The sequence below is a fragment of the Variovorax paradoxus genome, assembly GCF_022009635.1.
GTDB lineage: Bacteria > Pseudomonadota > Gammaproteobacteria > Burkholderiales > Burkholderiaceae_C > Variovorax.
On the sequence record NZ_CP091716.1, the window covers coordinates 4,652,668 to 4,677,668 of the forward strand.

24 protein-coding genes and 1 riboswitch are annotated in these 25,001 nt (G+C 68.6%); of the genes, 11 read left to right on the forward strand and 13 right to left on the reverse strand.

Going from position 1 to position 25,001, the window contains the following annotated elements:
* Nucleotides 1-58: 58 nt before the first annotated feature.
* From L3V85_RS21610 to L3V85_RS21620, 3 genes are read right to left on the reverse strand one after another with little or no spacing between them, the layout of a single operon-like run.
* Nucleotides 59-1,024 carry a Bug family tripartite tricarboxylate transporter substrate binding protein gene (locus tag L3V85_RS21610; RefSeq protein ID WP_237674751.1) on the reverse strand — a complete coding sequence of 322 codons (966 nt, stop codon included), beginning with the start codon at nt 1,022-1,024 and terminating at the stop codon, nt 59-61.
* Between the two features lie 49 nt (nt 1,025-1,073).
* Entirely contained in the window at nt 1,074-1,442 is a 369-nt protein-coding gene (locus L3V85_RS21615; RefSeq protein WP_237674752.1) for an AtuA-related protein, read from the reverse strand.
* Nucleotides 1,439-2,833, reverse strand: coding sequence for an acyclic terpene utilization AtuA family protein (locus L3V85_RS21620; RefSeq protein ID WP_237674753.1), 1,395 nt, complete (start codon nt 2,831-2,833; stop codon nt 1,439-1,441). Before L3V85_RS21620 ends, L3V85_RS21615 begins: the two co-directional genes overlap by 4 nt.
* 99 nt (nt 2,834-2,932) lie before the next feature.
* Between L3V85_RS21620 and L3V85_RS21625 the strand changes: the two genes are divergently transcribed.
* The 4 genes from L3V85_RS21625 (at nt 2,933) to L3V85_RS21640 (ending at nt 7,085) form a co-directional block, all read left to right on the forward strand.
* Nucleotides 2,933-3,850: a LysR family transcriptional regulator gene (locus L3V85_RS21625; RefSeq protein ID WP_237674754.1), complete on the forward strand. Its 918-nt coding sequence runs from the start codon at nt 2,933-2,935 to the stop codon at nt 3,848-3,850.
* Between the two features lie 141 nt (nt 3,851-3,991).
* On the forward strand, nt 3,992-4,969 hold the full coding sequence (locus L3V85_RS21630; RefSeq protein ID WP_414080146.1) for a Bug family tripartite tricarboxylate transporter substrate binding protein: 978 nt from the start codon (nt 3,992-3,994) through the stop codon (nt 4,967-4,969).
* A 31-nt stretch (nt 4,970-5,000) separates the two neighbouring features.
* Nucleotides 5,001-5,876, forward strand: coding sequence for an amidohydrolase family protein (locus L3V85_RS21635; protein WP_237674755.1), 876 nt, complete (start codon nt 5,001-5,003; stop codon nt 5,874-5,876).
* A gap of 144 nt (nt 5,877-6,020) precedes the next feature.
* Nucleotides 6,021-7,085 (forward strand): porin, encoded by a 1,065-nt coding sequence (locus L3V85_RS21640; protein ID WP_237674756.1) that lies wholly within the window; start codon nt 6,021-6,023, stop codon nt 7,083-7,085.
* Here L3V85_RS21640 and L3V85_RS21645 read toward each other — a convergent pair.
* The 3 genes from L3V85_RS21645 to L3V85_RS21655 are packed head-to-tail and all read right to left on the reverse strand — an operon-like array spanning nt 7,073 to nt 9,801.
* The gene (locus L3V85_RS21645) at nt 7,073-7,996 is read right to left on the reverse strand and encodes a LysR substrate-binding domain-containing protein (RefSeq protein ID WP_237674757.1); all 924 of its coding nucleotides are present in this window, start codon (nt 7,994-7,996) and stop codon (nt 7,073-7,075) included. The two genes, L3V85_RS21640 and L3V85_RS21645, sit on opposite strands and share 13 nt — an antisense overlap.
* Before the next feature lie 47 nt (nt 7,997-8,043).
* Nucleotides 8,044-8,787: an FABP family protein gene (locus tag L3V85_RS21650; protein ID WP_237674758.1), complete on the reverse strand. Its 744-nt coding sequence runs from the start codon at nt 8,785-8,787 to the stop codon at nt 8,044-8,046.
* A gap of 45 nt (nt 8,788-8,832) precedes the next feature.
* Nucleotides 8,833-9,801: a Bug family tripartite tricarboxylate transporter substrate binding protein gene (locus tag L3V85_RS21655; RefSeq protein WP_237674759.1), complete on the reverse strand. Its 969-nt coding sequence runs from the start codon at nt 9,799-9,801 to the stop codon at nt 8,833-8,835.
* Between the two features lie 336 nt (nt 9,802-10,137).
* Here L3V85_RS21655 and L3V85_RS21660 point away from each other — a divergent pair, with 336 nt between their 5' ends.
* The 3 genes from L3V85_RS21660 to L3V85_RS21670 all read left to right on the forward strand — a co-directional run bounded on the left by L3V85_RS21660 (nt 10,138) and on the right by L3V85_RS21670 (nt 13,290).
* On the forward strand, nt 10,138-10,527 hold the full coding sequence (locus tag L3V85_RS21660) for a DUF427 domain-containing protein (protein WP_237674760.1): 390 nt from the start codon (nt 10,138-10,140) through the stop codon (nt 10,525-10,527).
* Nucleotides 10,528-10,639: 112 nt separating this feature from the next.
* The gene (locus L3V85_RS21665) at nt 10,640-11,632 is read left to right on the forward strand and encodes a DUF2157 domain-containing protein (RefSeq protein WP_237674761.1); all 993 of its coding nucleotides are present in this window, start codon (nt 10,640-10,642) and stop codon (nt 11,630-11,632) included.
* Nucleotides 11,629-13,290 carry a GDYXXLXY domain-containing protein gene (locus L3V85_RS21670; RefSeq protein ID WP_237674762.1) on the forward strand — a complete coding sequence of 554 codons (1,662 nt, stop codon included), beginning with the start codon at nt 11,629-11,631 and terminating at the stop codon, nt 13,288-13,290. Before L3V85_RS21665 ends, L3V85_RS21670 begins: the two co-directional genes overlap by 4 nt.
* Before the next feature lie 104 nt (nt 13,291-13,394).
* Here L3V85_RS21670 and L3V85_RS21675 read toward each other — a convergent pair whose 3' ends face one another.
* The 7 genes from L3V85_RS21675 to L3V85_RS21705 all read right to left on the reverse strand — a co-directional run bounded on the left by L3V85_RS21675 (nt 13,395) and on the right by L3V85_RS21705 (nt 20,900).
* Nucleotides 13,395-13,775, reverse strand: coding sequence for a helicase SNF2 (locus L3V85_RS21675; RefSeq protein WP_237674763.1), 381 nt, complete (start codon nt 13,773-13,775; stop codon nt 13,395-13,397).
* Between the two features lie 174 nt (nt 13,776-13,949).
* Nucleotides 13,950-14,978 (reverse strand): LLM class flavin-dependent oxidoreductase, encoded by a 1,029-nt coding sequence (locus L3V85_RS21680; protein WP_237674764.1) that lies wholly within the window; start codon nt 14,976-14,978, stop codon nt 13,950-13,952.
* Nucleotides 14,979-14,986: 8 nt separating this feature from the next.
* Complete coding sequence (locus L3V85_RS21685; protein WP_237674765.1) at nt 14,987-15,721, reverse strand: ABC transporter ATP-binding protein; 735 nt, start codon at nt 15,719-15,721, stop codon at nt 14,987-14,989.
* The gene (locus tag L3V85_RS21690) at nt 15,718-16,710 is read right to left on the reverse strand and encodes a FecCD family ABC transporter permease (protein WP_237674766.1); all 993 of its coding nucleotides are present in this window, start codon (nt 16,708-16,710) and stop codon (nt 15,718-15,720) included. The genes L3V85_RS21685 and L3V85_RS21690 overlap by 4 nt, the downstream gene beginning before the upstream one ends.
* On the reverse strand, nt 16,707-17,588 hold the full coding sequence (locus tag L3V85_RS21695; RefSeq protein WP_237680623.1) for an ABC transporter substrate-binding protein: 882 nt from the start codon (nt 17,586-17,588) through the stop codon (nt 16,707-16,709). The genes L3V85_RS21690 and L3V85_RS21695 overlap by 4 nt, the downstream gene beginning before the upstream one ends.
* A 32-nt stretch (nt 17,589-17,620) precedes the next feature.
* Entirely contained in the window at nt 17,621-19,750 is a 2,130-nt protein-coding gene (locus tag L3V85_RS21700) for a TonB-dependent receptor (protein WP_237674767.1), read from the reverse strand.
* 141 nt (nt 19,751-19,891) lie between these two features.
* A riboswitch (cobalamin riboswitch) is annotated at nt 19,892-20,164 on the reverse strand.
* 82 nt (nt 20,165-20,246) lie between these two features.
* Entirely contained in the window at nt 20,247-20,900 is a 654-nt protein-coding gene (locus L3V85_RS21705; protein WP_237674768.1) for a TetR/AcrR family transcriptional regulator, read from the reverse strand.
* 153 nt (nt 20,901-21,053) lie between these two features.
* Here L3V85_RS21705 and L3V85_RS21710 point away from each other — a divergent pair, with 153 nt between their 5' ends.
* The 4 genes from L3V85_RS21710 to L3V85_RS21725 are packed head-to-tail and all read left to right on the forward strand — an operon-like array spanning nt 21,054 to nt 25,000.
* Nucleotides 21,054-21,905, forward strand: coding sequence for a hypothetical protein (locus L3V85_RS21710; RefSeq protein WP_237674769.1), 852 nt, complete (start codon nt 21,054-21,056; stop codon nt 21,903-21,905).
* Nucleotides 21,906-21,913: 8 nt separating this feature from the next.
* Complete coding sequence (locus tag L3V85_RS21715; protein ID WP_237674770.1) at nt 21,914-23,539, forward strand: GMC family oxidoreductase; 1,626 nt, start codon at nt 21,914-21,916, stop codon at nt 23,537-23,539.
* Nucleotides 23,540-23,566: 27 nt separating this feature from the next.
* Nucleotides 23,567-23,887: an NIPSNAP family protein gene (locus tag L3V85_RS21720; RefSeq protein ID WP_237674771.1), complete on the forward strand. Its 321-nt coding sequence runs from the start codon at nt 23,567-23,569 to the stop codon at nt 23,885-23,887.
* A gap of 60 nt (nt 23,888-23,947) precedes the next feature.
* Nucleotides 23,948-25,000, forward strand: coding sequence for a BMP family ABC transporter substrate-binding protein (locus L3V85_RS21725; RefSeq protein ID WP_237674772.1), 1,053 nt, complete (start codon nt 23,948-23,950; stop codon nt 24,998-25,000).
* Nucleotide 25,001: the final 1 nt, after the last annotated feature.

The window sequence follows — 25,001 nt, forward strand, 5'->3', positions numbered from 1 at the left end:
TGTCTCCTGTTGTGTGTCTTGTTTTGTCGCGGCGCCGATCCCCGCTACGGCGGGGGAACTACTCGGCCTCGATGCCGGCGGCCTTCACGATGCGGCCCCACTTCTGCGACTCGGCCGCCTGGAACTTCGCCAGGTCCTCGGGCGTGGTGGTGAACACCTCGGTGCCGGTGGGTTCGTAGAACGCGGTCTTCGCCGCCTCGCTCTTCGCAGCCTTCACCAGCAGCTCATTGAGCCGCTTGACCACGGCCGGCGGCGTCTTGGCGGGCGCATAAGCGGCGAACCAGTAGCCCATTTCGTAGCCCTTCACGCCGGCTTCGGAAATGGTGGGCACGTCGGGCGCGAGCGGCGAGCGCGCCGAGCTGGAGAAGCCCAGCGCGCGCAGCTTGCCGGCCTTGACCTGCGGCAGGCCGGTGGCGGTGTCGGTGATCATCATGTTGATCTGCCCGCCCAGCAGGTCGGTCACGGCGAGCGTGTTGCTCTTGTAGGGCACGTGCAGCAGCTTGATGTCTGCCATCTGCTGCAGCAGCTCGCCGGCCATGCGGCTGGACGAGCTGCCGCTGCCGAAGCTGTACTTGCCCGGCTCCTTCTTGGCGAGCGCGATGAACTCGGCCACGTTCTTGGCCGGGAACGACGGGTTCACCACCATGATCTGCCCGCCCTTGCCCAACGCGGCGACCGGCGAGAAGTCTTTCACCGGGTCGTAAGGCAACTTCTTGAACAGGTGCTCGTTGGCTGCATGCGTGGTGTTGGTGGTGATCAGCACCGTGTAGCCGTCGGCGGGTGCCTTGGCCACGTTCTGCGAGGCGATGAAGCCGCTGGCGCCGGCCTTGTTGTCGATGATGACGGCCTGCTTGGTCTCGGTCGCGATCTGGTTGCCCAGCGCGCGCGCGATCTGGTCGGTGGCCGTGCCGGCCGCGAAGGGCACGACGAAGGTGATGGCCTTCTCTGGAAAGGCCTGCGCATGGCCCAGCAGCGGCGCGAGCGCCAGCGCGGTGGTCAGCACGGTCAGGGGAAATCGTTTCACTTTTTGTCTCCGGATTGAATGGGCAAGGGGAAAAAATCGAAAGCCGCCGCTACGGCCCGGCCAGCAAAGGCACGAGCGAGCGAGGCACGCGAACGGGCATGTCGAGCAGCAGGAAGGACAGCGCTTTGCCGTGCGCATCGAGGTTCAGTGCATCGTTCACGCCGCCGTCGAGCACGGCGTCGAGCACGAAGTTCATCGCATGCAGCTTCGGCAGCAGAAAGCGCTGTACCTGCGACGGCGCGCGGTGGCGGAACTGCTCGGCCACGCGCTCGGGGGTGAGCTGTTCGGCCAGCAGCGGATACAGCCCGGCATGCCAGGCGATGACGCTGATGTTGGAGCGGTCGCCCTTGTCGCCGGTGCGGCCGTGGGCCGCGCGGTAGAGGGGCACGTCGATGGTGTCTTCCAGAATCTCGTTCATGCGAGTTCCTCCTGGGTCAGCAGCGTGAAACGCACCGGCACCGCCTCGCGCGACAGCAGGCACGACAGCGTGTTGAGCCTCGGCGTGAGCGCGGTGCGCACGCCACCACCGCCGGCCGGGCCACAGGTGTAGAGCGCCATCACCTCTCGGCCCAGCCGCTCGGCCTGGGCGCGGTCGGCATGGGTGGCCGCGACGCGCAGGCGCACATCGCGCAGGCCGCTGTCTGGCGTGTCGGCCAGTGCGCGGCCGGCGTCGTCGCCGAGGATGCTCAGCGCGCCGATCAGGTCGACGCGCAGCGCCAGGCCGTCCAGCCGCTTCTTCAACACATCGGTCGCGAGCCGCGCGCGTGCCTCGGCACGCGGGCCCGCGTAAGAGATTTCGCCCTCGGCCAGCCAGCCGCCTTCATGGCAGACGTTGACCTTGTAGTTGCCCGGCCGCGCATGCCCGCGCACGCCGCGCAGCTCGACGCGGTCGGAACCCGGCAGCGCTCGCACCTCGGCATCGGAAATGTCGGCCACCACGTCGGGCGTCAGGTAGGCGGCGGGATCGTGCACTTCGTAGAGCAGTTGCTCCTTCACCGTGGCTTCAGTCACGAGGCCGCCCGTGCCGTCGGCCTTGCCGATGACGCAGCCGCCGTCGGCGTCGATCTCCGCGATGGGAAAGCCGACCGACTCGAGCCCCGGCACGTCCTTGTAGCCGGGGTCGGCAAAGTAGCCGCCGCAGACCTGCGCGCCGCATTCGAGCAGATGGCCGGCCATGGTGGCGCGGCCCAGCCTGTCCCAGTCGTCGGCGCGCCATCCGAAGTGCGACATGGCCGGCCCCACGGTCAGCGACGGGTCGGCCACGCGCCCGCACACCACGATCTGCGCGCCCGCGTCGAGCGCGGCGGCAATCGGCTCGGCGCCGATGTAGGCGTTGGCGCTGACCACGCTCAGACCTTCCATCCGCGCGCCGAGCGCTTCGCCCAGCACCGCGCGGTGTTCGGCGCCAGAGAGGTCGTCGCCCTCCACCACCGCGATGCGCGGCGCGCTGGCGCCCAGTTCGCGCGCCATGCGGGCGATGTGCCTGGCGGCCGCGCGCGGGTTGGCCGCGCCGAAGTTGCTCACGATGCGGATTCCGTGCGCCAGGCAGCGCGCCAGCACAGGCCGCAGCATGTCGTCGAGCAGCGGTTCGTAGCCGGCATCGGGGTTGGTACGGCGGCGCAGTTGCGCCAGGGCCAGGGTGCGCTCGGCCAGCGTTTCGAAGATGAGGAACGCGCGCCGCCCCGCGGGGCCTTGCGCGAGACGCGCGATCAGCGTGTCGACCACGGGGCCGGCGGCGTCGGTGCGGTCGCCCGAGAAGCCGGCCGCGCATCCGATCAACAGCGTGGGCGTTGCAGCAGTGGAAGTCATCGAGCCGCACTGTAGGCAGCCACCCATCATCCGTAAAATCGAAAATACGGATCGATTGATCCGCTTTTCAAATAATCGGCCAGACACCGAAACAGAGACATGAGAAAGACGCCAGACCTCTCCACGCGGCAACTGCGCGCCTTTCTCGCGTTGGCGGAGCACCGCAACTTCACGCGCGCGGCGCAGACCAGCCACCTGTCGCAGCCGGCCTTCAGCGCCTTGATTCGCACGCTCGAAGACGCCGTCGGCACACGCCTGTTCGACCGCGACACGCGCAGCGTGCAACTCACGCCAGAGGGCCTGTTGTTCGAAGGCTCGGCGCGCCGGCTGCTCGACGACATGGGCAATGCGATGGTCGACCTGGCCGACCATGTGGAGCGCCGCAAGGGCCGCGTGCGCGTGGCCGCCCTGCCATCGCTCGCGGCCGGCTGGCTGCCCGCGGTGTTCGCGGAATTCATGCAGGCCTGGCCCGGCATCCGCGTCGACCTGGACGACGCGCTGTCAGATGCCTGCATTGCGCTGGTGCGCGCCGGCCAGGCCGACTTCGCGCTCGCCGCCTCGGGCGCGGAGGCCGCGGCGGGCAGCGACCTGCGCGCGCGCAAGCTGTGCAGCGACCGCTTTCACCTGGTGTGCCGCGCCGACCATCCGCTGGCGCGCGAACCGCGCCTCACGGTGAAGAAGATCGCGCCCTACCCCTTCATCCAGATGGCGCGCAACAGCAGCGTGCGGCAGGCGCTCGACGCCGCGCTGCATCCGCAGCGGCTGAACGCGGTGTTCGAGGTGGAGCACCTGGCCACCGTCATGGGGCTGGTCGAGGCGGGCCTGGGCATCAGCGTGGTGCCGGCGCTCACGCTGTTCCACTTCCAGCGCGAGACGCTGGTGACGCGAGCGCTGCCGCTGCCCGCGCTGACCCGCACGCTGTATCTGGTGCAACGGCGCGAAGGCAGCCTGTCGGTCGCGGCGCAGACGCTGTACGACCTGATCGTCGCTCGGCTCGGCTCCCTGCGGCTGGATTGAGGCGAATGCGCCGGCACCGCGCGCCCGGCCATGCCGAAAAGCTATATCTCCCAGTGCGAACACGATATTGCTGCAAGCCGACTCCTCGGCAATAGTGAGGCGCAGCGGTGAGAGAGGCCGCGCCCACACAAAAGGAGACCCATGAGAGATTCCCGTCGCGGCTTCGTCGGCCTGATGCTGACCCTGGCTGCCGGCGCCGGCGCGCCGTATGCGCTGGCCGCCCCCCTGTCTTCCCGGCCGATCCGACTGGTGGTGCCCTTCGGTGCCGGCGGCGTGGCCGACCTTGTCGCGCGCAGCGTGGCGCAGAAGATGTCCGAGTCGATGGGCCAGAGCATCGTGATCGACAACAAGCCCGGCGCGGGCGGCGTAGTGGCTTCCGACACCGTGGCCAAGGCCGCGCCGGACGGCCACACCCTGCTGCTCATGTCCAACGGCAACGCGGTGAGCGCGGGCCTGTTCAAGTCGCTGCCCTACGACACGGTGAAAGACTTCGCGCCGGTCTCCACGCTCGGCTACTTCGACATGGCGGTGCTCGCGCAGGGCAACGGCAAGTTCAAGACCTTCGCGGACCTGGTGGCCTATGCCAAGGCCAATCCAGGCCGGCTGAACATCGGCACCATCAACGTCGGCAGCACGCAGAACCTGGCGGGCGAACTGCTCAAGACATCGCTGGGCATCGACGCGCAGGTCGTGCCCTTCAACGGCACGCCGGCCGTGACCACGGCGCTGCGCGGCGGCCAGGTCGACGTGGCGGTGGAAATACTTTCGCCAGTGCTGTCGCAGATCGAGGCGAAGGCGCTGCGCGCGCTGGCCGTGATGGGCGACAAGCGCGCCCCCAGCCTGCCCGACGTGCCGACCGTGGCCGAGAGCGGCACGCCGGGCTTCCAGGTCGCGTCGTGGAATGCGCTGGCCGCGCCCGCCGGCACGCCGCCCGACGTCATCGCCCGCCTGAACCGCGAAGCGCGCGCCGCCCTGGACTCCTCCGAAGTGAAGAAGCGCCTGCAGGCCCTGAGCGTGGAGCCGCGCGGCAGCACACCGCAGGAGCAGGCTCGCCTGCTCGACAGCGAGATCCAGCGCTGGTCTGTCGTGATCCAGCGCGCCGGCATTCCCAAGCAATGAGCAAGCAGTGAGAAATGGCCAGGACACTGCCTTGAAGACCATCGCCCCACCCCATCCCCACCCGAGCCGCCCGGCGTTCGCGCTGCCCGCCGGCGCCTGCGACGCGCATTGCCATGTGTTCGGCCCCGGCGACGTGTTTCCGTATTCGGACAACCGCCGCTACACGCCGCCCGATGCGCCGGCCGCGAAGTTGCGCGCGCTGCACGAGCTGCTGGGCATCGAGCGCGTGGTGCTCGTGCAGGCCAGCGTGCACGGCCACGACAACCGCGCGATGCTCGACGCCATCGCCCAATCGCCTGACAGCTACCGCGGCGTGGCCATGGTGGGCGCGGGCATCAGCGACGCGGAACTGGGCGCGTTGCACAAGGCCGGCGTGCGTTCGGTGCGCTTCAACTTCGTTCAGCACCTGGGCGGCGCGCCCGACCTGCCCACGGTGCTGCGCATGGCCGAGCGCATCCGTCCGCTGGGCTGGCACCTGGTGCTGCACCTGGACGCGGAAGACCTGCTCACCTACCGCGCCTTCCTCGACACGCTGCCGGTGCCCTTCGTCATCGACCACATGGGCCGCACGATGGTCGAGCACGGCCTGGAGCAGCAGGCCTGCACCCTGATGCTCGAGCTGATGCGCGACGAGCGCGCCTGGGTCAAGGTGAGCGGTGCAGAGCGCATTTCGCGCACGCTCTCCGCCGAGGGCCAGCCCTATGTCGACGCCGTGCCCTTCGCGCGCCGCCTGATCGAGGCCGCCCCCGACCGCGTGCTGTGGGGCACCGACTGGCCGCACCCCAACGTGCGCGAAATGCCCGACGACGGCAAGCTGGTCGACCTGCTGCCGCTGTTCTGCGACGACCCGACGCAGCTTCGCAAGCTGCTGGTCGACAACCCGAGCCGCCTGTACTGGTACGACTGAGCGCGCCGCCAGCCGCGAAGTCCGCCCTACCCCAACCCGACACATCCGCTCCCACGCCACGGCACCGCCGGGGCGTGCGGACGCGCTCGCCTGCGCCCGCGTCTTTTTTGCGGGCTACGAATTCACAACGAGGAGACAGCAAGCATGAAACGACTCACCCGCCTTCCGGCGCTTACCGGGCGCACTGCCCTGCGCGCGCTTCCCGCGCTGGCGCTTTGCACCGCCGCCCATCCCGCCTGGGCGCAGGCCGAGGCTTCCACCGCCAGCGTCCAGGTCTACGGCCTGGTGGATGCCTTCGTCGGCTCCATGCAGCGCAGCGACGAGAAAGGCCGCACCCGGGTGCTGGGCAGCGGCGGCATGACCACCGCCTACTGGGGCGTGCGTGGCGCCGAGAGCCTGGGCGACGGACTGCAGGCGCAGTTCGCGCTGGAGAGCTTCTTCCAGACAGACACGGGCACCTTCGGCCGCAACAGCACCGATCCCTATTTCTCGCGCAATGCGTGGGTGGGGCTGTCCGGCGGCTTCGGGCAGGTGTCGCTGGGCCGGCAGACCAATCCGATGTTCGCGGCCAGCGGAGCCTTCAACCCGTTCGGCGTGTCGCTGCAGTTCTCGCCCTTCATGCTGCACACCTGGCAACCCACCTACAACCGCGCGGTGATCGGCGACAGCGTGTGGGACAACGTCGTGCAATACAGCTCACCCACCTTCGCGGGCCTGCGTGCCAACCTGCTCTACGGCATGGGCGAAGTGACGAACCGCGACAGCGTGCGCAACCTGAACCTGACCCTCAACTACGCGGCCGGCCCGTTCGCCGCGGTGCTGTCGATGCAGCAGGCCAAAACAGGGCCGGGCTTCACCACGGCCATCGGCCGGCAGGACGCCGCGATGCTCGGCGCTTCCTACGACTTCAAGGCGGTGCAGTTGTACGGGCAGTTGCTGCGCACCCGCACGCCCGACATCCGCCTGACCACCGACACCGCGCAACTGGGCGCGGCGGTGCCCGTCGGCGCGGGGCGCTTCATGGCCTCGGTGGCGCGCACCGAACGCAAGGTGACGAACGGCGCCCAGACGCATCGCACCACCTGGGCGGCCGGCTACGACCACTTCCTGTCGAAACGGACCGACCTGTACGCGGTCTACATGCGCGACCGGCTGACGGACTTTCGCGGCAACGGCAGCGTGGGGTTCGGCATGCGTCACCGCTTCTGAGCGGCGCCCGCGCCCAGGTACTGTTCGACGAGCTCTCGCAGCAGCTCACCCATGGCGCGCTGCGTGCGCGTGACGGGGCGCTGCGAGCTGGCCGCCAGCGCCAGCCTGCTGCGCAGGCCGGGCTCGGCAATCGGCCGGATCGCATAGCGCTGCGAGCGCTCCGCAATGGCCACCGCATTGCGCGACAGCACCGCATGGCCCGCGCCGTCGGCCACCAGCGCGAGGATGGCGGGCACGCCGTCGATCTCCAGCGCGATGCTCGGCCGCCGCCCGATGGCGCCCAGCTGCGCCTCGACCAGCATGCGGATCGCGTTGGGCCGGGTCGGAATCACCAGCGGCTGATCGGCCAGTTGCGCCAGCGCGAGCGGCGCGCCGCGCCTGCCGCGTCCCGTGCCCTTGATGGCGCTCACGAGGAACAACTCTTCCTCCAGCACCGTCTCGCTGTCCACGTCGGTCGAAGGCTGCGGGTTGTAGAGCAGCGCGATGTCCAGCCGCCCGGTGAGCAGCGATTCCTGCATCGCGGTCGAGAGGCTTTCGGTGATCGAGAGCGCCGCGTCGGGCAGCCGCTCGCGCACGGAGCGCACCAGCGGCACTGTCAGCACGCCGGCCACGCTCGGCGGCAGGCCGACTGCCACACGCCCGGCCAGCGCGCCGCGCATGCGGCCCATGTCTTCCTTCGCACGCTCCACCTGGTGCAGGATGCCGCGGCCATGTTCCAGCAGCCGCTTGCCGGCATCGGTCGGCACCACGCCGCGGCCGTTGCGCACCAGCAGGTTCTGCCGCAGCTCGACTTCCAGCTGGCGCACCTGGCGGCTCAATGCGGGCTGGGCGATGTCGATCACCGTCGATGCCCGGGTGAAGCTGCCGAGCTCGGCCACGCGAATGAAGTACTCCAGCTGTTTCAGGTCCATGACCTGAGGTTATCGGCATGGCGCCGGGCGAGCCATGCGTATTTGTTCTATCCGGTGCTGGCTCCGCTAAGGCCGGCCTTGCCTCGGGAGTCCACGCTGGCACTGGCCACGTCGATCGCACTCTTGCCCGCCGCCTCCGCCATAGCGGCCAGCGCCGTCGGGTTGGGCGTCGGCTCGCCGACCTTGCGCAGCAGGTTGCGATCGGTGTGGCTGAAGGGCTCGGCCTGACCGCGCACGCTCAGCACGGTTTCCTGCTCGTACGACCAGCTGCGCTCGTCGTGGATGGTCACCGCGATGCTGTAACGCAGCGTCTTGAACGCATGCTCCAGGAACGGATTGGCGAGGATGCCGTTGGTCTCGCCGCCGCGCACCGCATCGAGCCTGAAGCTGCGGTCGCTTGCCTTCGCGCGGCCCGTGGCCATGGCCGTCAGGCCGCGCGGGATCGACAGCGTCTGCACCAGCGCGCCCGTGGCCGGCTCCCACAGCCAGTAGCCGACCTGGTCATGGAAGGTTTCCACGTCGTCGGGCTTGACGATGCGCAGGTGATAGCGCAGCCCATAGAAGATCTGCGGCCCATTGGTCTGCGCGTCGATGGGCTGGAACTCCGCATGCTCGATGAAGGTTTCGGCCTCGGGGCCTTCCAGCTTCGGGCTCACGTCGTGGCCGGAAGTGCCGATCCACAGGCCCGCAAGGCCCGTGAGCGGGCCGAGGTTGGCAAGCGTATGCGGATCGGGCTCGGGTTCCGTGTAGATGTCTTCGGGAAATTCGGGGGAGTCCGGGAGATCGGCCATGTTTTTCTTCCTGAAGTTCTTGCGGGAGTGTGAACGACAAGCGTGTCACTGATCAAGGCGGATACCGACCTTGGCGATGATCGCGCCCCACTTGCGGCCTTCGCTGTCGATGAAGGCCTTGAATTCCTCGCTCGAACCGCCGCCCGCCACCAGCCCCTGGTTGGCCAGCAGTTCGCGCACCGCGGGCTCGCGCAGCACGGCATTGACGTCGGCGTTGATGCGCTGTACCACCTCGGGCGGCGTGCCGGCTGCGGTGAAGAAGCCGTTCCAGGCCAGCGACTCGAAGCCGGGGTAGCCCGACTCGGCCACGGTCGGCAGCTCTTTCATGAGCTCCGAGCGCGTGGCGCTGGTCACGGCGATGAGCTTCACCCGATGGCCCTGGATCAGCGGCAGCAGCGCGGGCGCGACGGTGAACAGCGCCTGGGTGTCGCCCGCCGCGAGCGACAGACCAGCGGGCGGCGAGCCCGAGTACGGCACGTGCACCGCCTCGATCTGCGCCACGCTGCGCAGCAGCTCCATCGTGAGGTGCGACGAACTGCCCGCGCCCACGGAGGCGTAGCTGAACTTCGAGCCCTGCTTCTTCGCCCACTCGACGAACTCCGGCAGCGTGTTCGCGGGGTTGTCCGCCTGCACCGCCAGCACGTTGGGCTGCGAGGTCGTGAGCACGATGGGCACCAGGTCGCGGGCCGGCGCGTAAGGCATGCGCCTGTACATGTAGGGCCCGAAGGCGATCGGGCCGTTGAAGCCCACGCCCAGCGTGTAGCCGTCGTGCGGCGCCTTGGCCACCGCGTCCATGCCGATCAGGCCGCCGGCGCCGGCCTTGGTTTCGATCACCACCGGTTGCTTCCAGATCACGCGCAGGCGGTCGGCCAGCGTGCGCGCGATCACGTCGAGCGAGCTGCCGGCCGGCGCGGGCACGATCACGCGCACGGGCTTTGAGGGCCACTCCTGCGCCCATGCGCCGGCGGTCAGCAGGCTGGCGAGCAGGAAGGTGGCGATCCTGTTGTTCTTCACTGGGGTCTTTCGATGGGCGCGGGCGGGATGGCGCGAAGTTTTATCACCGTTCGATCGGAACACCCGACGCAGCCCGGTATCGGAGGTGAAAACAGCGCTGGCATTCATTACAAACTGAAGCACTACACAGGCAGCATGGCGGCGTCACCAGACTGCTCTTTTTCCGGCTATCGAAGTGAAAACGAAAGGCTTCCACAGCCGATCCGATGGGCATTCCGGCCTTTAACCACTTCGCGAATGGGCCGATTTTCGGGGGACTTCAAACCGGCTCGACATCGCGGCAAGATGCGCATCCGCCGATTCTTGCGTCACCCGACCAACTGAAGGAGCCCGCTCATGTTCGCCACGCCCGAACGCACCATCAAGACCCCCGGCCCCGAGCATCCGATCACCATTGCGCGCAACCCGCTGCGCGTGGTGGTGTCGGTCGATGGCCGCGTCATTGCCGACACGCGCGAAGCGCTGACGCTGCGCGAAGCGCATTTCGGAACCGTGCACTACATCCCCCGCAAGGACGTGAAGATGTCCTTGCTGGAACGCACCTCGCACGCAACCTACTGCCCGTACAAGGGCGAGTGCAACTACTACAGCATTCCCGCCGGCGGCGAACGCTCGGTGAATGCCGTGTGGACCTACGAGTCGCCATACGATCCGGTCGCGCAGATCAAGGACCATGTGGCCTTCTACCCCGATCGCGTAGGACCGATCGAGGAACGGGTGGTCTGACGGCCGCCCGGTGGAGTCCGCAAGCACGCGGGCTCCACTTCCCCCTTCCAGTGCCCGGCAGCACCCGGGCCCATCACGTGGAGAATGGCAGCGGCAACCATCCTCCACGTCAATGAACATTCGCCTCGCACTCTACGAACTGGCCCGCGCCCATCGACTGACGCCACCGCGGATGCACGCGCTGTTCGCGCTGGCTGAACTCGACGCACAACCGCCGCAACTACCGCAGCGCTTCTGGCGCGTGGTGGCGTTGCTTGCCGCCGGGCTCGGCGGCTTCGGCATCGTGATGTGGGTCGCGGCCAACTGGGGGTCGCTGGGCCGCACCGGGCAGTTCGCACTGCTGCAAGGCTGGGTGCTGCTGACGGCATTCGCCGCATGGCGCAGCGCGGCGCTTCGCACTTCCATGGGCCTGCTGTGCCTGCTGGGGACGGGCGCGCTGTTCGCCTACTACGGCCAGACCTACCAGACCGGCGCCGATGCCTGGCAGCTGTTCGCGCTGTGGGCCGTGCTCAGCCTGCCGCTGTGCCTGGGCGTGCGCAGCGACGTGCTGTGGTTCCCATGGGTGGTGGTGGCGTGCAGCGCAATCAGCCTCTGGGTCTATGCGCACACCGGGCACCGCTGGCGCTTCGACAACACCGACCTGCCGATCCACCTGATCGGCTGGGGCCTGGGCGTGCTGCTCATCGCCGCGCTGAGCCCGTGGGCGCGGTCTTGGGTCGGCGAAACGCACTGGTCGCAGCGGCTGGCAATGCTGGCGCTGACCGTGAGCGTGACGCTGAACTCGCTGGTCGCGCTTTTTCTCGGCAGCGAGGATTCGCCGCACTACTTTCTGGGCCTGGCGCTGATGATCGGCGCCGGCGGCATGCTGATGCAGCGGCGCTGGTTCGACATCGTCGGCCTCAGCGCCGCGGTGCTGTGCGTGGACACCCTGCTGGTCGCCGGCCTGGTTCGCATCCTGTTCGACGGCGGCGGCGTCGACACCATGAGCCGGTTGCTGATCATCGGGCTGGTGGCCGCGGGATTGCTGGCTGTTTCCGTGGCCCTGGTCATGCGCCGGCAGAACACCGTGCTGGCCGCCGCGCAACGAGACGGAGCAGCCGCATGATCGCCCCGTCCGAAATCATCCGCCGTGCATCGGCCCAGGGCCTCCTGCCGAATGACGCGCAATGGCCGCGCGACGAAGCCCGCCCCTGGCCGGTGCTGCTGCTCACGGCGCTGGGCGCATGGCTCGCCGTGCTGCCGCTGCTGGGTGCCGTCGGCCTGGCATTCGGCGACGCGCTGCTGCGCGAAGGCCCCGCCCTGTATGTCTTCGGGCTCGGCCTGCTGGCCGTGAGCGTGGTCATCCTGCGCCAGCGCGGAGTGCCACTGTTCATCGAACAGCTTTGCCTGCCGGCCACGGTGCTGGGGCTGTGCTGCCTGGGATGGGCACTGTTTCGCGACCTGACGGTGTCCATCGCCGCACTGGGCATGTGCGTGGCCAGCGTTGTGCTTGCAGCCCTCACGCCTCTGCATTGGCTGCGGACCCTGCTGGGAATGATGCTGGGCCTGTTCCTCACCATCGCCGCGATGGGCTGGTCGAGCGGCGAAAACGCCTTCGATCATCTTTTCCTGTCGGGCCGTTTCCGCTGGACATGGTGGCTGCAGGCACACCTGGGCCTGGCCATCTGGCTCGCGGTGCTCGGCCTGCTGCCGCGGCTGCCGGGTGCCCGCGCCGGCAGCCTGCTGAGCAGCCTGGCCGACGGCTGGTGCGCGCAACTCCTGCTGATGCTGGTGCTGCTGTCGGGCGCCACGTTCATGCTGGGCGGCATGGTTCCGGGCAGCGACATCGGGCACGAAATGGGGCAAGCCGGCGGCAGCCTCGATCTGCTCGGCAACACCCGGAACCTGGTGTCGGTGTCATGTGCCTTGGCTGCGGCGGCGCTGCTGGCATATCGCTGGCCGGCGCTGCGGCGGATGCCCTTGGCGGGCCTGGGCGTGGCACTGCTGCTGGCGGTCTTGTGCGCCTTCATGCCCAACCTCGGCGCGACCTGCCTCTGCACCGCCGCCCTTGCGGTAACGCAGCGCTGGCGGCTCGCGGCCCTGGGGTGCGCCGCCGCGCTGTGGATCGTGGGCAGCTTCTACTACCTGCTTGCATGGTCGCTCGCGGACAAGGCGCTGCTGCTGGTGCTGGTGGGCGCCGCGCTGGGCGCGCTGGCTTGGCTGGCAACGCGCGCCATGTCGCCTGCAACCGATGCAACCACCGCCGCGGCGGCTGCCGGCAGCTGGTGGAAGAACAGGCGGCTCGCGGGCATCGCGCTGGCAGGCATCGCCACGCTGGCGGTCGCGAACTTCGCCATCTTCGAGAAGGAACACATCATTCGCGACGGCCGCCCCGTGTTCGTGCGGCTGGCGCCGGTCGATCCGCGCTCGCTGATGCAGGGCGACTACATGCAGTTGAACTTTGCATTGCCCGACCGCTGGAGCCTGGCCGATCGCCCTCGCGGTGGCCAGCGGCCGACCGTGCTGGTGCGCCCCGACCCGAACCTGCTATCGGCCTACACGCTGCACCTGCCCTCCGCCCTGGAGCCCCGGCAGGACAACGACCTGGAGGTGCCGCTCAGCGCCAAGGACGGCAACTGGGTCTTCGTGACCGACGCATGGTTCTTCAAGGAAGGTGACGCGCACAAGTTCGAAGGCGCGCGCTATGGCGAATTCCGCATCCTGCCCAACGGCTCCGCGCTGCTGGTGGGCATGGCGGACGAGCAGTTGCAGCCGATCCGGTAGCGCACCGGTCCCCACGAAAAAAGCCGGCCCCCGCTTGCGCGGAGCCGGCTTCTTTTTTTGCCCGCTTGCCTTTGCCGAAGCGGCAAGGCAAGGGCCTTCGTCGATTACAGCGGCAGCGTATCGCCGCGAGCGGCAGCGCGGGCCGCGGCACGCACGGTGGAGCGGTCGACGCCGCTGGCCAGCACGGGCGCCACGCCCGACGAAGCGCCTTCCGCGTACGGGTTGTCGCTGTGCGCGGCGGCCACGGCTTCGGCGCGAACGGCGGCGCGGCTGGTGGTCGAGGCGGTCAGCTGCACCGGGCCCGAGTTGGCGCCATCGGCATAGGGGTTGGCGCTGTGGGCGGCGACAACGGCCTGGCTCGCGACCTGTGCGCGGCTGGTGGCGGAGGTCAGTTGATGCACGCCGTCATAGCTTTCGGCATGCGCAGCGCCGGCGGCGGCCAGCAGGGCGAGAGAGATGGCGGAGAGGAGTTTCGAGGCGGTCATTTGGAGGTCCTTCAATTGCTTGGTTTCGTTTCACCTGGATCAGCTGAAGGGCTGGTCCATGGAAAGAATTCTGCGCCGCCAACCTGGTAAAAACCCGCATCGAAAAGAACCGCGGTGTTCGTGCGAAAGAAACAATCGCGGCGCCTGCCCTCCTCCCGCCTTTCAGCCGCACTTTCAGCCGACGACGGCCCGCAGCCCCGGCATCGCCTCCCGTGCGAAGAGGCGCATCCGCTCCAGCGACTCCTCGCGCCCGAGCACGCCATTTCCGTTGAACACACACCTCAGCTGCCGCACGCCCGTGCGTTCGACCAGCCGCGCAATCTGCGCCACGCAGGCCCGCGGATCGCCGAGCACGAACTGGTCTCGCAGCACGCGTTGCACGTCCAGCGGCGGCACCTGTTCCGGCGCCACGCCGCGCAGCGCCGCGAAGTGCAGACGGCGCGCATAGAGCAGCGGCAGGAGCCGCTCGGCCTGCTGCATGGCATCGGCTTCAGTCGCTCCGATGCAGACATAGCGCGAGAGCGACGAAGCAGCCAGCATCCGCGCCTGCCCTTCTCGCCTGCGTTCGGCGGCAAAGGCCGCATCCACATGCGCGAGCTGCGCCGTCTCCGGCGGCTCCAGGCTCAGCAGCAGCGGAAAGCCGTGCGCCACCGCGAAGCCCATGGTCTCCGCCGTCGACCCCGCGATGTACAGCGGCGGATGCGGACGCTGCACGCAGGCAGGGCCGACCGTCTGCGCATCGAAACGCCAGGGCCCTTCGCCAGCCGACACGGCCTTGCCGGCCAGCGCATCGCGCAGCAGCAGGCAGGCGCGCTCGAAGCGTTCGCGCGTTTCGGCGGGGTCGATCTGCAATGCGCGCAGCGTCGAGGCATCGGTGCCCCGTCCGATGCCCACGTCGAGCCGGCCCTCGCCCTGCACGTCGAGCTGCGCGATCTCCTCGGCCAGCAGCAGTGGGTGATGCAGCGGCAGCACCAGCGCCGAGATGCCCACGCGCAGCCGCTGCGTGCGCGCAAGCAACGCAGCGGCGAGCAGCATCGGCGAGGGATACGGCCCGCCCGCCGGCAGCAGCCTGAATTCGTGGAACCACACACCGTCGAAGCCCAACTGCTCGGCCTCTTCGAACAGCGCCAGAAAGGCGCGGTGCTGGCCGAGCGTGGCCTCGCGCGAATAGCCGGCCAAGTCGATGCGCAGCGGCGCGGTCATGGCGTCCTTCATTGGCCGGGCACGCCGGTGAAGAAGCGCAGATCGCCGACCTCGTGCGACACGATCGGCGCGCCATACGCCGACGACAGCAGCGCCGGCGTCAGCACCTCGGCCGGCGTGCCTTGCGCGAGCAGCCGGCCGCCCGAAAGAAGCGCCAGCCGGTCGCACCACGCGCTGGCCACGTGCAGGTCGTGCAGCACCACGACGACCGCGCGTTGCGTCGCCGTCTCGCGCAGCATGGCCATCAGCCGGTGGTGATGCGGAATGTCCAGGTGCGCGGCGGGCTCGTCGGCCAGCAGCAGCGCGGGGCCGTGCGCCAGCGCGCGCGCCACGCTCACGCGCGCCTTCTCGCCGCCCGACAGCGTGGCGAAGCGGCGCTCGAGCAGGGGCTCCAGTTCGCAGCGCGCAACGAGTTCCGGCGACAACGCGGGCGCATTGAGCCGCAGCATTTCCGTCACGCTCAAGTCCCAGTGACTCGCGCCCTGCTGTGCCACGTAGCCGATGTGGCGCGCGAACTCGCGCGCGGGCCACTGCCCCAGGGCACGCCCGCCAAGCAGCACCTGCCCCGCCGACAGTGGCATGAGGCCGAGCGCCGCGCGCAGCAGCGTGGTCTTGCCCGATCCGTTAGGGCCGACGATGCCGAGCAGCCCGCGCTCCGGCACCTCCAGGCTCACGCCGTCGAGCAGCAGGCGGTTGCGCCCGACGCTGGCGCATACCTTGTCGAAGACGAGCGCGGCCTTCATTTGCGCCTCCAGAGCAGCAGCGCAAGGAAAAAGGGCCCGCCGATCAGCGCGGTGAGCAGGCCCGCCGGAATCTCGCTGGGCGCGAGCGCGGCGCGGGCCACGCCATCGACCAGCACCATCAGGATGCCGCCCGCCACCGCGCAGGCAGGCACCAGGCGCGCATGCAGCGGACCGATCCACCAGCGCAGCACATGCGGCACGATGAGCCCGACAAAGCCGATCAGTCCGCCCCAGCTCACGGCCAGTGCCGTGGTCAGCGAAGCCACCAGCACCGCCCATGCGGAGAAGCGCGGCACGCGCACGCCCATGCTGTGCGCCGTGTCCTCGCCCATGCCGAGCGCATCGAGGCCGTAGGCCAGCGAGCGCACGAGCAACACCAGCACCGCCAGCACCGCGAACAGCACGGCCACCTCGCCCGGCGTCGGTGTCTGCACGCCGCCCAATTGCCACGAGATGACGGCGCGCAGGTTGGTCGATTCGTCGCCGTACACCATGAGGATCAGGCTGCGCAGCGCCGCCAGAATGGCCGCCAGCGCCACGCCCGCCAGCAGCAGCCGTCCGGCTTGCCATTCGCCGCCGAGCCGCCCGACCAGCAGCACCAGCCAGCTCGCGCCCCACGCGCCCAGGAAGGCCAGCAGCGGCAGGCTCAGCGCCGGCGGCACGATGGCCGGCAGCAGCAGCGCGATGGCCGCGCCCACCGCCGCGCCGCTCGCGCTGCCCAGCAGATAGGGTTCCGCCAGCGGATTGCGGAACACGCCCTGGAACACCAGCCCCGCCAGCGACAGGCAGGCTCCGACGAAGAACGCCGCCGCCACGCGCGGCGCGCGCCACACGCGCACCAGCTCGGCGTCGAGCGAGCCGCTCTCGAACCAGCGCGCGGGCCACACCGTGCCCGCGCCGATGCTCAAGGCCAAAGTGACCACCGCGAGGGCCGCCACCGCCAGCACGCACCACAACACGGTGCTCGACGCACGTTTCTTTTCGTTCATGCGAAGCGCTCCGGATGCAGGGCCCGCGCGTACTGCTCGACCGCCTCGATCTGGCGCGGCCCGGGAATCAGCTTGTGGCTGCGCTCCAGCACCACCACGCGGCCGTTCTTCACCGCGCGCAGGCTGTGCCAGCCGGGCCGCTCGGCGATCAGCGCCGGGTCCTTGGGCACCTGCTGCAGCGAGATGATCACGTCGGGGTCGCGCACGAAGATCGCTTCGGCGCTCACCTGCTGCGAGCCCTGCAGGTCGGCGAACACGTTGCGCCCGCCGGCCCACTGCAGCGCGTCGTTGGCATAGTGCCCCGTGCCCATGGTCTGGAAGGCGCCGCGCGCGGCGGCCGCCGTCTCGAGGTAGACGCTGCGGCGCGGCGCGCCGTCCAGCGCCTGCGACACGGCCTGCAGCCGCGCCTCCATGCCGGCGCGCAGTTGCCGCGCGGCCTCTTCGGTGCCTGTCGCGCGGCCCAGCAGCTCGATGTTGCGGAACACCGAGGGCAGATCGGGGTGCGCCAGCACGACGGACGGCACCTGCACCCGCTCGAAGGCCTCCACCAGGCCCAGCGCCGAATAGTGCGAAGGCGTGACCACCACCAGGTCGGGCCGATACGCCGCCACCGCCTCCGCCGAATACCCCAGCGAACCGCCGATGCTCGGCTTGGCGCGCGCCGACTCCGGCCAGCGCACGCGCCCGCCGATGGCGGCCACGCGGTCTTCCAGCCCCAGCGCCCAGGCCAGTTCGACATTGCTCGGGAACACCACCACGATGCGCTGCGGCGGCGCCGCGATGCGCACGCGGCGGCCCAGGGCATCCGTCACCTCGCGCGGAAAATCGCCCGCGGCGAACGCAGGCAATGCAGACAAGCCGGAAGTCACGAGCGCCATTCCCGCAAGCATCGTTCGCCGCTTCATCGCCGTCAGAAGGCGTAGCTGGCGCGCGCGAAGAAGGTGCGCGGCGCGCCGGCATTGCCAGCGTCCTGCGCCGACAGGTCGTCGCCGATGTAGTACTTGTTCGCGAGGTTGTTCACGCCCACCTGCAGTGTGAGCGACGGCGTCGCCTTGTAGCTCGCAGCCACGTTCAGCAGCAGGTAGCCCGGCAGCTTCTGCGGGTTGACCGTGTTGTCGCGCAGGTAGCGGCTGCCCACGTAGTTGGCGGTGCCCGTGACGGCCCACGGCCCCTGCGCCCAGGTCAGCCCGGCGCCGGCGATGTTGTGCGCCGACATGCGCACGCGGTAGCCGCCGAAGTTGGTGCTGCGCGCGCCGCTGTCGGTATAGGTCTGGAAGTCCTTCAGGCGCGCGTCCTGCCACGTGTAGTGCAGGTAGCCGTTCCAGTTCTGCGCGAGCCGGAACTGCATCGACGACTCGATGCCCTTGGTGCGCGAGGTCGCGTTGCTGAACACGAAGGAATCGGGCCCGCTGCGGTAGGCGCGCTGGCCGTCGACCTTCTCCGCCTCGAACAGGCTAACCTGGTAGGACCAGGCATCGTCGACGGCGCGGCCCTTCACGCCCACTTCCTTGCTGCGGGTGAGTTCGGGGCGCAGGATGTCGGGCACCACCACGTTGTTGCGCGTGTTCAGCGCCACGGCCTGCGGACGGAAGCCTTCGCTCCAGTTAGCGAAGGCCGCGTGCGTGGCCGCCGCGTTGCGCGCGAAGGCCCAGTCCACGCCCAAGCGCGGGCTGGTGCGGCTGCCCTCCTGCGCGGAGATCACGCTGGTGCCCGAACGGCCCAGCGTCTGCTCGAACTTGTCGTGGCGCAGGCCGGCGGTGACGCCGAAAGCACCCCACTCCACGCGGTCCTGCACGTAGAAGCTGCGCACTTCCTGGTCGAAGCGCGAGTAGGTGGTGGCGCCGCGAATGCCGCGCGGATCATTGCGCACATTGGTCACGGGCACGTTGTAGAACGGCCCGCGATAGGTCGGCGCGTTGGTGAAGGTGGGCGAGTCGAGGTTCTGCCAGCCGCGCTCGATGTTCACGCCGAACTGCAGCTCGTTGCTCCAGTTCTTGCCGCCGGTCAGCCAGGTCACGGCCAGGTCGTGGAACATGCCGCGGTCCGACGTATCGCTCTCGGAGTAGCCCTTGTTCACGGCCGCGGGCGGCGGCACGATGGTGATGCCGCCGGCAAAGAAGCGGTCGTAGCGCGCGAAGCTGCTCAGGTGGCTCAGCGACCAGCCGCCGCCGAAGTCGATCTTGTTCTTCCACGCGATCGACTGGTAGTCGCCCACCACGTACGAATCGGGAATGCCGTAGTTGTCGCGCGAGGTGATGCCGAACATCGGCTTGCCGTTCTGCAGCGGCACGATGGAGCCGCGATCGCCGCGCACGTGCGAGTCATAGATCTGGAAGCCGGTGGTCCAGTTGTTCGTCACCGCGAAGTCGCCGCCCAGCACGGCCGCGGTCTGCGCGCGGCCGGCGTCGCGCTGGAAGCCCTTGTAGTCGCTGCTGGCGGCGCCGATGTAGAGGTTGCCGCGCTCGAAGTCCCAGCGGTAGCGCACGCTGCCGTCGGTGCGCCCGAAGCTGCCGAGCGTGGTGGTCACGGTGCCGCCCGCGCGCTCGGGCTTCATGAAGAACTGGGCCACGCCACCGATGGCGTTCTTGCCGTACAGCGCCGAGGCCGGGCCCTTGATGAACTCGATGCGGTCGACCAGGTCGGGCGCGATCAGCGTGATGTCGGCATTGCCCTGCAACTGGCGCAGCGGCACGCCGTCGATCAGCACCAGCACGTCCTGCGTGTCGCGCAGGCCGCGCGTCTCGAAACGCGAGTAGTAGTTGCCCTGCGTGCCGAACTGCAGGCCCGGCACGGTGCGCAGCGTGTCTTCCAACGTGACGGCGCCCACCGCGTCGATCTGCGAACGGTCGACCGAGTAGGTCGTGAACGGAATGCGCAGCGGGTCGGCCTCCAGGCGGGTGGCCGTGGAGATGGTCTTCTTCTCGTTGACAGTCAGGGTCGGCAGCGAGCCTGAAGAAGCCTCTTGCGCCGACGCGCCGGACAGCGCGAACAGCAGGCTTGCGCCGATGAGGGAAGTGGGATGACGGGAATTCTCGAGCACGCGTTGTTCCTGATTGGCCCGCACGCCCGCGGACCGATTGACAGAGAAACGAACGCCGGAAAGTGCACTTGCGCGGCATCGGATGGAAAGGCGCGCGCGGGCACGCCCCATCAGACCCGGACAAACGCACTCCCGCAGCGTCCGAAGGCGATTGCGAAGGCCGGTATCCGGGCTCGCGGAGTGCGCCGACGGACGCGTGTCGTCCATCGGGGCGGAAGCCCCCGCCTTCCCGCGCCCGAAGGCGCAGTGGCTGCCGATGCCGTCGAGGGCATGGGCCAGGGGGTTCCAGATCCGCTTACCGTTGCGGGGGCAGCGCAGGCATTGCAGCGTCGATGAAGACGCTGCGCACCTGCTTCCCGTTTAACCCCCGAGGCCATAGCTGGCTTGCGGAGGCACCTTCGAACCGTTGAAATCGCGCCGCAGCCTTCGATTAAGAAGAAATGCCACGCGAAGCGGCGGGATTATAGGGAACGTCAGTTCCCGGTCAGCCGATTCTTCAGTCGAGCAGCACGCCCGCCAGCACCGTGCTCACGATGCATTCGAGCGCCTGCTCGTAGTGCACAGCCGTGAGTTTCTTCACCTGCAGCACCGCGTTCACGATGGGCTCGTAGTCGGCATAGAACTGGGTCGAGGCCCAGAGCATGAAGAGAAAGTGGCGCGCGTCGATCTTGCGGATCTTCTTGGCGGCCATCCAGGCTTCGAGCACCTCGATGCTGGCTGCCGTGCTCTGCGCGATGTGCGCCCGGTCGGCGGCCGAAAGAAAAGTGCCGCCGCGCACCACCTCGTTGGCGAACAGCCGCGCCTCCAGCGGGTTCTTGCGGCCCAGCCGGAGCTTGGCTTCCACGTAGGCGCGCAGCGCCACCGCGGGCTCGGTCTCGACCTTGAGGATGCGCAGCGCGCTGTCCCACTCTTCCAGCAGCGGCGCGAAGGTGGCGCTGTAGAGGTCTTCCTTGGTGGCGTAGTAGTAGTAGACGTTGGCCTTGGGCAACTCGGCCACGGAAGCGATCTCGGCGATGCGCGCGCCGTCGAAGCCCTTGGCCGCGAACACCTCGCTGGCCGCCTTGAGGATCTTGCGCTTGTTGGCGGCCCTGATTTCCCTGTCCGCGGTGGTTTCAGGTGCCGGGGGTCGTGTTGTCTTGGTGTCGCGCATGGCTTGGAGTCGCTTTTTTGACCTGGGCAAATTCTAGAGGTGGCCCGGCATCGTGGCGGGGAAAGCACCAGTAAAAAAATCTGACCAACTCGTCAATTTATTACTTAGAATTTCCTGACGAACTGGTCAGCTTTTGAAGTTTGAATGTAACCCATGCCTCAAGCCCTGCGCACCGCCCTGCAAGAAACCCTGCTCGACTGGCAGGCCGATCTGCCCGATGAATGGCGGTCCGCGCTCGCCGCGGTGCACCTCGACTTCGAAGGCGTGGACGCGCAACTCGAACTCGAGGCCTGGGAGCCCGTCTTCCCCGCGCGCAAGGGCCGCCGCCTGCCCGGCATGCCGGCCGGCGCGCACATGCTCAAGGCCTTCGACAGCGTGATGCCCTCGAAGGTGCGCTGCCTGGTGCTGGGGCAGGACCCTTACCCTTCTATCGACATCGCCACCGGCCGCGCCTTCGAAGTCGGCAACGTGGCGCAGTGGCGCGAGCTCGACAAGATGTTCACCAAGAGCATCCGCGCCTGGGTGCAGATGCTGGCCGAGGCCCGCACCGGCAATGCCGGCTACGGCGGCAGCTTCGCCAACTGGCCGCGCACGCTCGCGGACATCGAATCGGGCGCCCTGCCCTTCGAGACGCCCGCCGCGCTCAGCGACCGGTGGACGGACGACGGCGTGCTGCTGCTCAACACATCCTTCACGCTCAGCCGCTTCCAGGTGGCCATCGACCCGCACCAGTCGCACGGCCACCTGGTGCTGTGGAAGCCGCTGATCCAGGCGGTGCTGGCCCATCTGTCGAAGCGCGGCGAGCCGCTGGTCTGCATGGGCTTCGGCGCATCGGCCGCCGAAGCCTTCGCGGCCGCGGGCATCGGCGAGGGCCGCAACGGCAACGTCGCCTGCATCCTGCGCGAGCACCCCGCCTACGCCGACGCCGTGCTGGGCCTGCCCAACCCCTTTGCCCTGTGCAACACCCATCTGGCCGAGATGGGCAGCGCCCCCATCCACTGGTGACCACCCCAATGAACGACAAGAACGACTACGACTACATCATCGTGGGCGCGGGCTCCGCGGGCTGCGCCCTCGCCGCGCGGCTGAGCGCGCGCCCCGCCACGCGTGTGCTGCTGCTGGAGGCCGGCGGCAAGGACTCCAATCCGCTCTTTCGCCTGCCGATGCTGATGGGCAAGCTGTTCCAGTCGGGCATCTACAACTGGCACTTCCACACCGAGCCCGAGCCCAACCTCGACGGCCGCAAGATCTACTGGCCGCGCGGCAAGGTGCTGGGCGGCACGTCGACCATCAACGGCATGATCTACGTGCGCGGCGGCAAGCAGGACTACGACGGCTGGGCCGCCATGGGCAACCCCGGCTGGTCGTACAAGGACGTGCTGCCCGCCTTCAAGCGCTCCGAAGGCCACATCCAGCGCGACGGCGTGTTCCACAACGCCAAGGGCGAGCTCACCGTGTGCCGCGCGCGCGGCTGGAACGCGCTGCTCGACGTGTTCTGCGCGGCGGGCCAGCAGGCCGGCTATCCGCTCAACGACGACTTCAACGGCGCCAGCCAGCTCGGCTTCGGCCGCTACGACTTCACCATCAGGAACGGCAAGCGCTGGTCGACTTCCTTCGCCTTCCTGCGCCCGGCGCTCAAGCGCAGCAACCTCAAGGTCGTGACCCGCGCGCGCACGCACAAGGTGCTGATCGAACGGGCCCGTGCCGTGGGCGTGTCCTACGAGGTGCAAGGCCAGATGCAGACGGTGCGCGCGCGCAAGGAAGTGATTCTTTGCGCCGGCGTGGTCGGCTCGCCGCACCTGCTCATGCTGTCGGGCATCGGCCCGAAGGACGAGCTGGAGCAGCACGGCATTGCGGTGCTCAAGCCGCTGCCCGGCGTGGGCGGCAACCTGCAGGACCATGTGGACTGCGTCATGTCCTATGAGTGCAAGCAGCCCGTCACGCTCTACAAGGACCTGCGCTTCGACAAGATCGCGTTCTCCGTGGTGCAGGGCATGCTGTTCGGCGAGGGCATCACCACCACCTTTCCCTACGAGGCCGGCGCCTTCATCAAGACATCGCCCGAACTCGCGAACCCCGACGTGCAGCTGCACTTCATGCCCGCGCTGGAGAAGACGGCCAACCTGTACTTTCCCAACCCGTTCAAGAAGAGCACGGTCGAGGCCAAGCACGGCTTCACCCTGCGCGTAGGGCCGGTCAACCCGAACAGCAAGGGCCGCATCCGGCTGCGCTCGGGCCGCCCGACCGACGCACCGATGATTCAGCCCAACTACCTGGACACCGAGTTCGACCGCAAGACCATGGTCGATGCGATCCGCGCCACGCGCCGCATCATCGACCAGCCCGCGTTCGACGACTACCGTGGCAAGGAAATTGCACCGGGCCCCGACAAGCAGAGTGACGAAGACCTCGTCGCCTGGCTGCGCGCCACCGCCATGACCACCTTCCACCCCGTGGGCACCTGCAAGATGGGCCACGACGAACTGGCCGTGGTCGACCACCGCCTCAAGGTGCACGGCATCGAGGGCCTGCGCGTGGCCGACGCCTCGATCATGCCGGTCATCTCGAGCGGCAACACCAATGCCCCGGCCATCATGATCGGCGAGAAGTGCGCCGAATTCATCCTGGCCGGCCAATAGAAACCAGGACAGCAGGAGCACTCCGAAATGATCGTCGAACACCGCCTCTACACCTTCCGCCCCGGCACCATCGACCAGTGGCGCGAGAAGTACGAACGCGAGGGCCTGCCGGTGCAGAAGCGCCACCTCAACAAGTTCGTGGGCCTGTACATCTCCGAGATCGGCCGGCTGCACACATCGGTGCTGATCTGGGCCTACGACAGCCTGGCCGACCGCGAGGCGCGCCGCGCCGCCATGTACGCCGACCCCGAGTGGCAGTCCTTCATCAAGAGCGTGTGGGCGCTGGACGCCATCCAGAGCCAGGACGTGATGATCATGAACCCCGCCCCCAGCTCGCCGACGCCCTGAGCGCGCACTTCTTCCCGTCAGCAATTTCGTTCGCCAGTTCTTCAACCGAGAGATATCCGCATGACAAGCAACGCATCCTCCCGCACCGCCACGCCCCGCCGGCAGATCCTGAAAGCCGCGGCCGGCCTTGGCGGCGTCGCCATGGCCAGCGCCCTCTATCCGCTGATCGCGAATGCCAAGGGCGGGCTGATCGCGCTGGTGCACACGCAGGCCGCTGGCGACGCCAGCGCCGTGGACGCCATGATTGCGCGGCTCAAGCTGCTGGGCAAGGAAACGGGTATGCAGACGCGCGCCATCTACGCAAAGGACCCGTCGACCTACGAGACCATCTTCCGCACGCTGGGCGACGCCGGCGCGGCCATCATCGTCTCCACCTTCAACGAAGTGACCGAGCCCTTCAAGGCGCTCGCGCCCAAGTACCCGAAGACGCAGTGGCTGCAGCTTTTCGGCGACGAGATGAAGCCCGCCATCCCGAACGTGACCACCGTCTCGTACGACTACTACCTGGGCACTTACCTGGCCGGCATCTTCGCGGGCCGCATGTCGACCACGGGCAAGATCGGCTTCATCGGCGGCATGTCGATCCCGCCGCTGAACGCCGACTACAACGCCTTCAAGGCCGGCGTGCTGTCGGTGCGCAAGGACGCCACGGTCACGGTGGCTTTCGCGGGCTCGTTCCAGGACCCGGTGAAGGGCCGAGAGATCGCCACGCAGATGTTCAACGGCGGCATCGACTTCATCCAGACCGACGCCGCCGCCACCGACGCGGGCATCATCGCCGCCGCCAACGACAAGCCGGGCCGCCTGCTGAGCTGCCTCGACCCCGCGCAGTACCCGCAGGGCCCGAAGACGCTGATCTCCATCGTCAGCCTGCATTTCGGCAAGTCGCTCTACGACGAAGCCAACAAGATCCTCAAGAACGGCAAGGGCGGCGCGCACCTGAACACAGGCCTGGGCACCGGCGTGGTCGGGCTGGAGCTGTCGCCGCTGTTCCAGAAGGAAGGCGACAAGGCGGTGGCCGCCAAGGCCGAGAAGGTGATGGCCGAGATCCGCACCGCGCAGGCGGCCATCCTGAGCGGCGCCCTGAAGGTGCCTTTCAACACCGTTCTCTGAC

Excerpts from the sequence above, each read along its gene's own strand:
- L3V85_RS21620 (WP_237674753.1), bottom strand. The coding sequence starts at position 2,833 with ATGACTTCCACTGCTGCAACGCCCACGCTGTTGATCGGATGCGCGGCC.
- L3V85_RS21690 (WP_237674766.1), bottom strand. The coding sequence starts at position 16,710 with ATGAACGAAAAGAAACGTGCGTCGAGCACCGTGTTGTGGTGCGTGCTG.
- L3V85_RS21680 (WP_237674764.1), bottom strand. The coding sequence starts at position 14,978 with ATGACCGCGCCGCTGCGCATCGACTTGGCCGGCTATTCGCGCGAGGCC.
- L3V85_RS21675 (WP_237674763.1), bottom strand. The coding sequence starts at position 13,775 with ATGACCGCCTCGAAACTCCTCTCCGCCATCTCTCTCGCCCTGCTGGCC.
- L3V85_RS21665 (WP_237674761.1), top strand. The coding sequence starts at position 10,640 with ATGAACATTCGCCTCGCACTCTACGAACTGGCCCGCGCCCATCGACTG.
- L3V85_RS21695 (WP_237680623.1), bottom strand. The coding sequence starts at position 17,588 with ATGGCGCTCGTGACTTCCGGCTTGTCTGCATTGCCTGCGTTCGCCGCG.
- L3V85_RS21625 (WP_237674754.1), top strand. The coding sequence starts at position 2,933 with ATGAGAAAGACGCCAGACCTCTCCACGCGGCAACTGCGCGCCTTTCTC.
- L3V85_RS21710 (WP_237674769.1), top strand. The coding sequence starts at position 21,054 with ATGCCTCAAGCCCTGCGCACCGCCCTGCAAGAAACCCTGCTCGACTGG.
- L3V85_RS21650 (WP_237674758.1), bottom strand. The coding sequence starts at position 8,787 with ATGGCCGATCTCCCGGACTCCCCCGAATTTCCCGAAGACATCTACACG.
- L3V85_RS21630 (WP_414080146.1), top strand. The coding sequence starts at position 3,992 with ATGAGAGATTCCCGTCGCGGCTTCGTCGGCCTGATGCTGACCCTGGCT.
- L3V85_RS21660 (WP_237674760.1), top strand. The coding sequence starts at position 10,138 with ATGTTCGCCACGCCCGAACGCACCATCAAGACCCCCGGCCCCGAGCAT.
- L3V85_RS21615 (WP_237674752.1), bottom strand. The coding sequence starts at position 1,442 with ATGAACGAGATTCTGGAAGACACCATCGACGTGCCCCTCTACCGCGCG.
- L3V85_RS21725 (WP_237674772.1), top strand. The coding sequence starts at position 23,948 with ATGACAAGCAACGCATCCTCCCGCACCGCCACGCCCCGCCGGCAGATC.
- L3V85_RS21720 (WP_237674771.1), top strand. The coding sequence starts at position 23,567 with ATGATCGTCGAACACCGCCTCTACACCTTCCGCCCCGGCACCATCGAC.
- L3V85_RS21705 (WP_237674768.1), bottom strand. The coding sequence starts at position 20,900 with ATGCGCGACACCAAGACAACACGACCCCCGGCACCTGAAACCACCGCG.
- L3V85_RS21715 (WP_237674770.1), top strand. The coding sequence starts at position 21,914 with ATGAACGACAAGAACGACTACGACTACATCATCGTGGGCGCGGGCTCC.
- L3V85_RS21685 (WP_237674765.1), bottom strand. The coding sequence starts at position 15,721 with ATGAAGGCCGCGCTCGTCTTCGACAAGGTATGCGCCAGCGTCGGGCGC.
- L3V85_RS21640 (WP_237674756.1), top strand. The coding sequence starts at position 6,021 with ATGAAACGACTCACCCGCCTTCCGGCGCTTACCGGGCGCACTGCCCTG.
- L3V85_RS21645 (WP_237674757.1), bottom strand. The coding sequence starts at position 7,996 with ATGGACCTGAAACAGCTGGAGTACTTCATTCGCGTGGCCGAGCTCGGC.
- L3V85_RS21670 (WP_237674762.1), top strand. The coding sequence starts at position 11,629 with ATGATCGCCCCGTCCGAAATCATCCGCCGTGCATCGGCCCAGGGCCTC.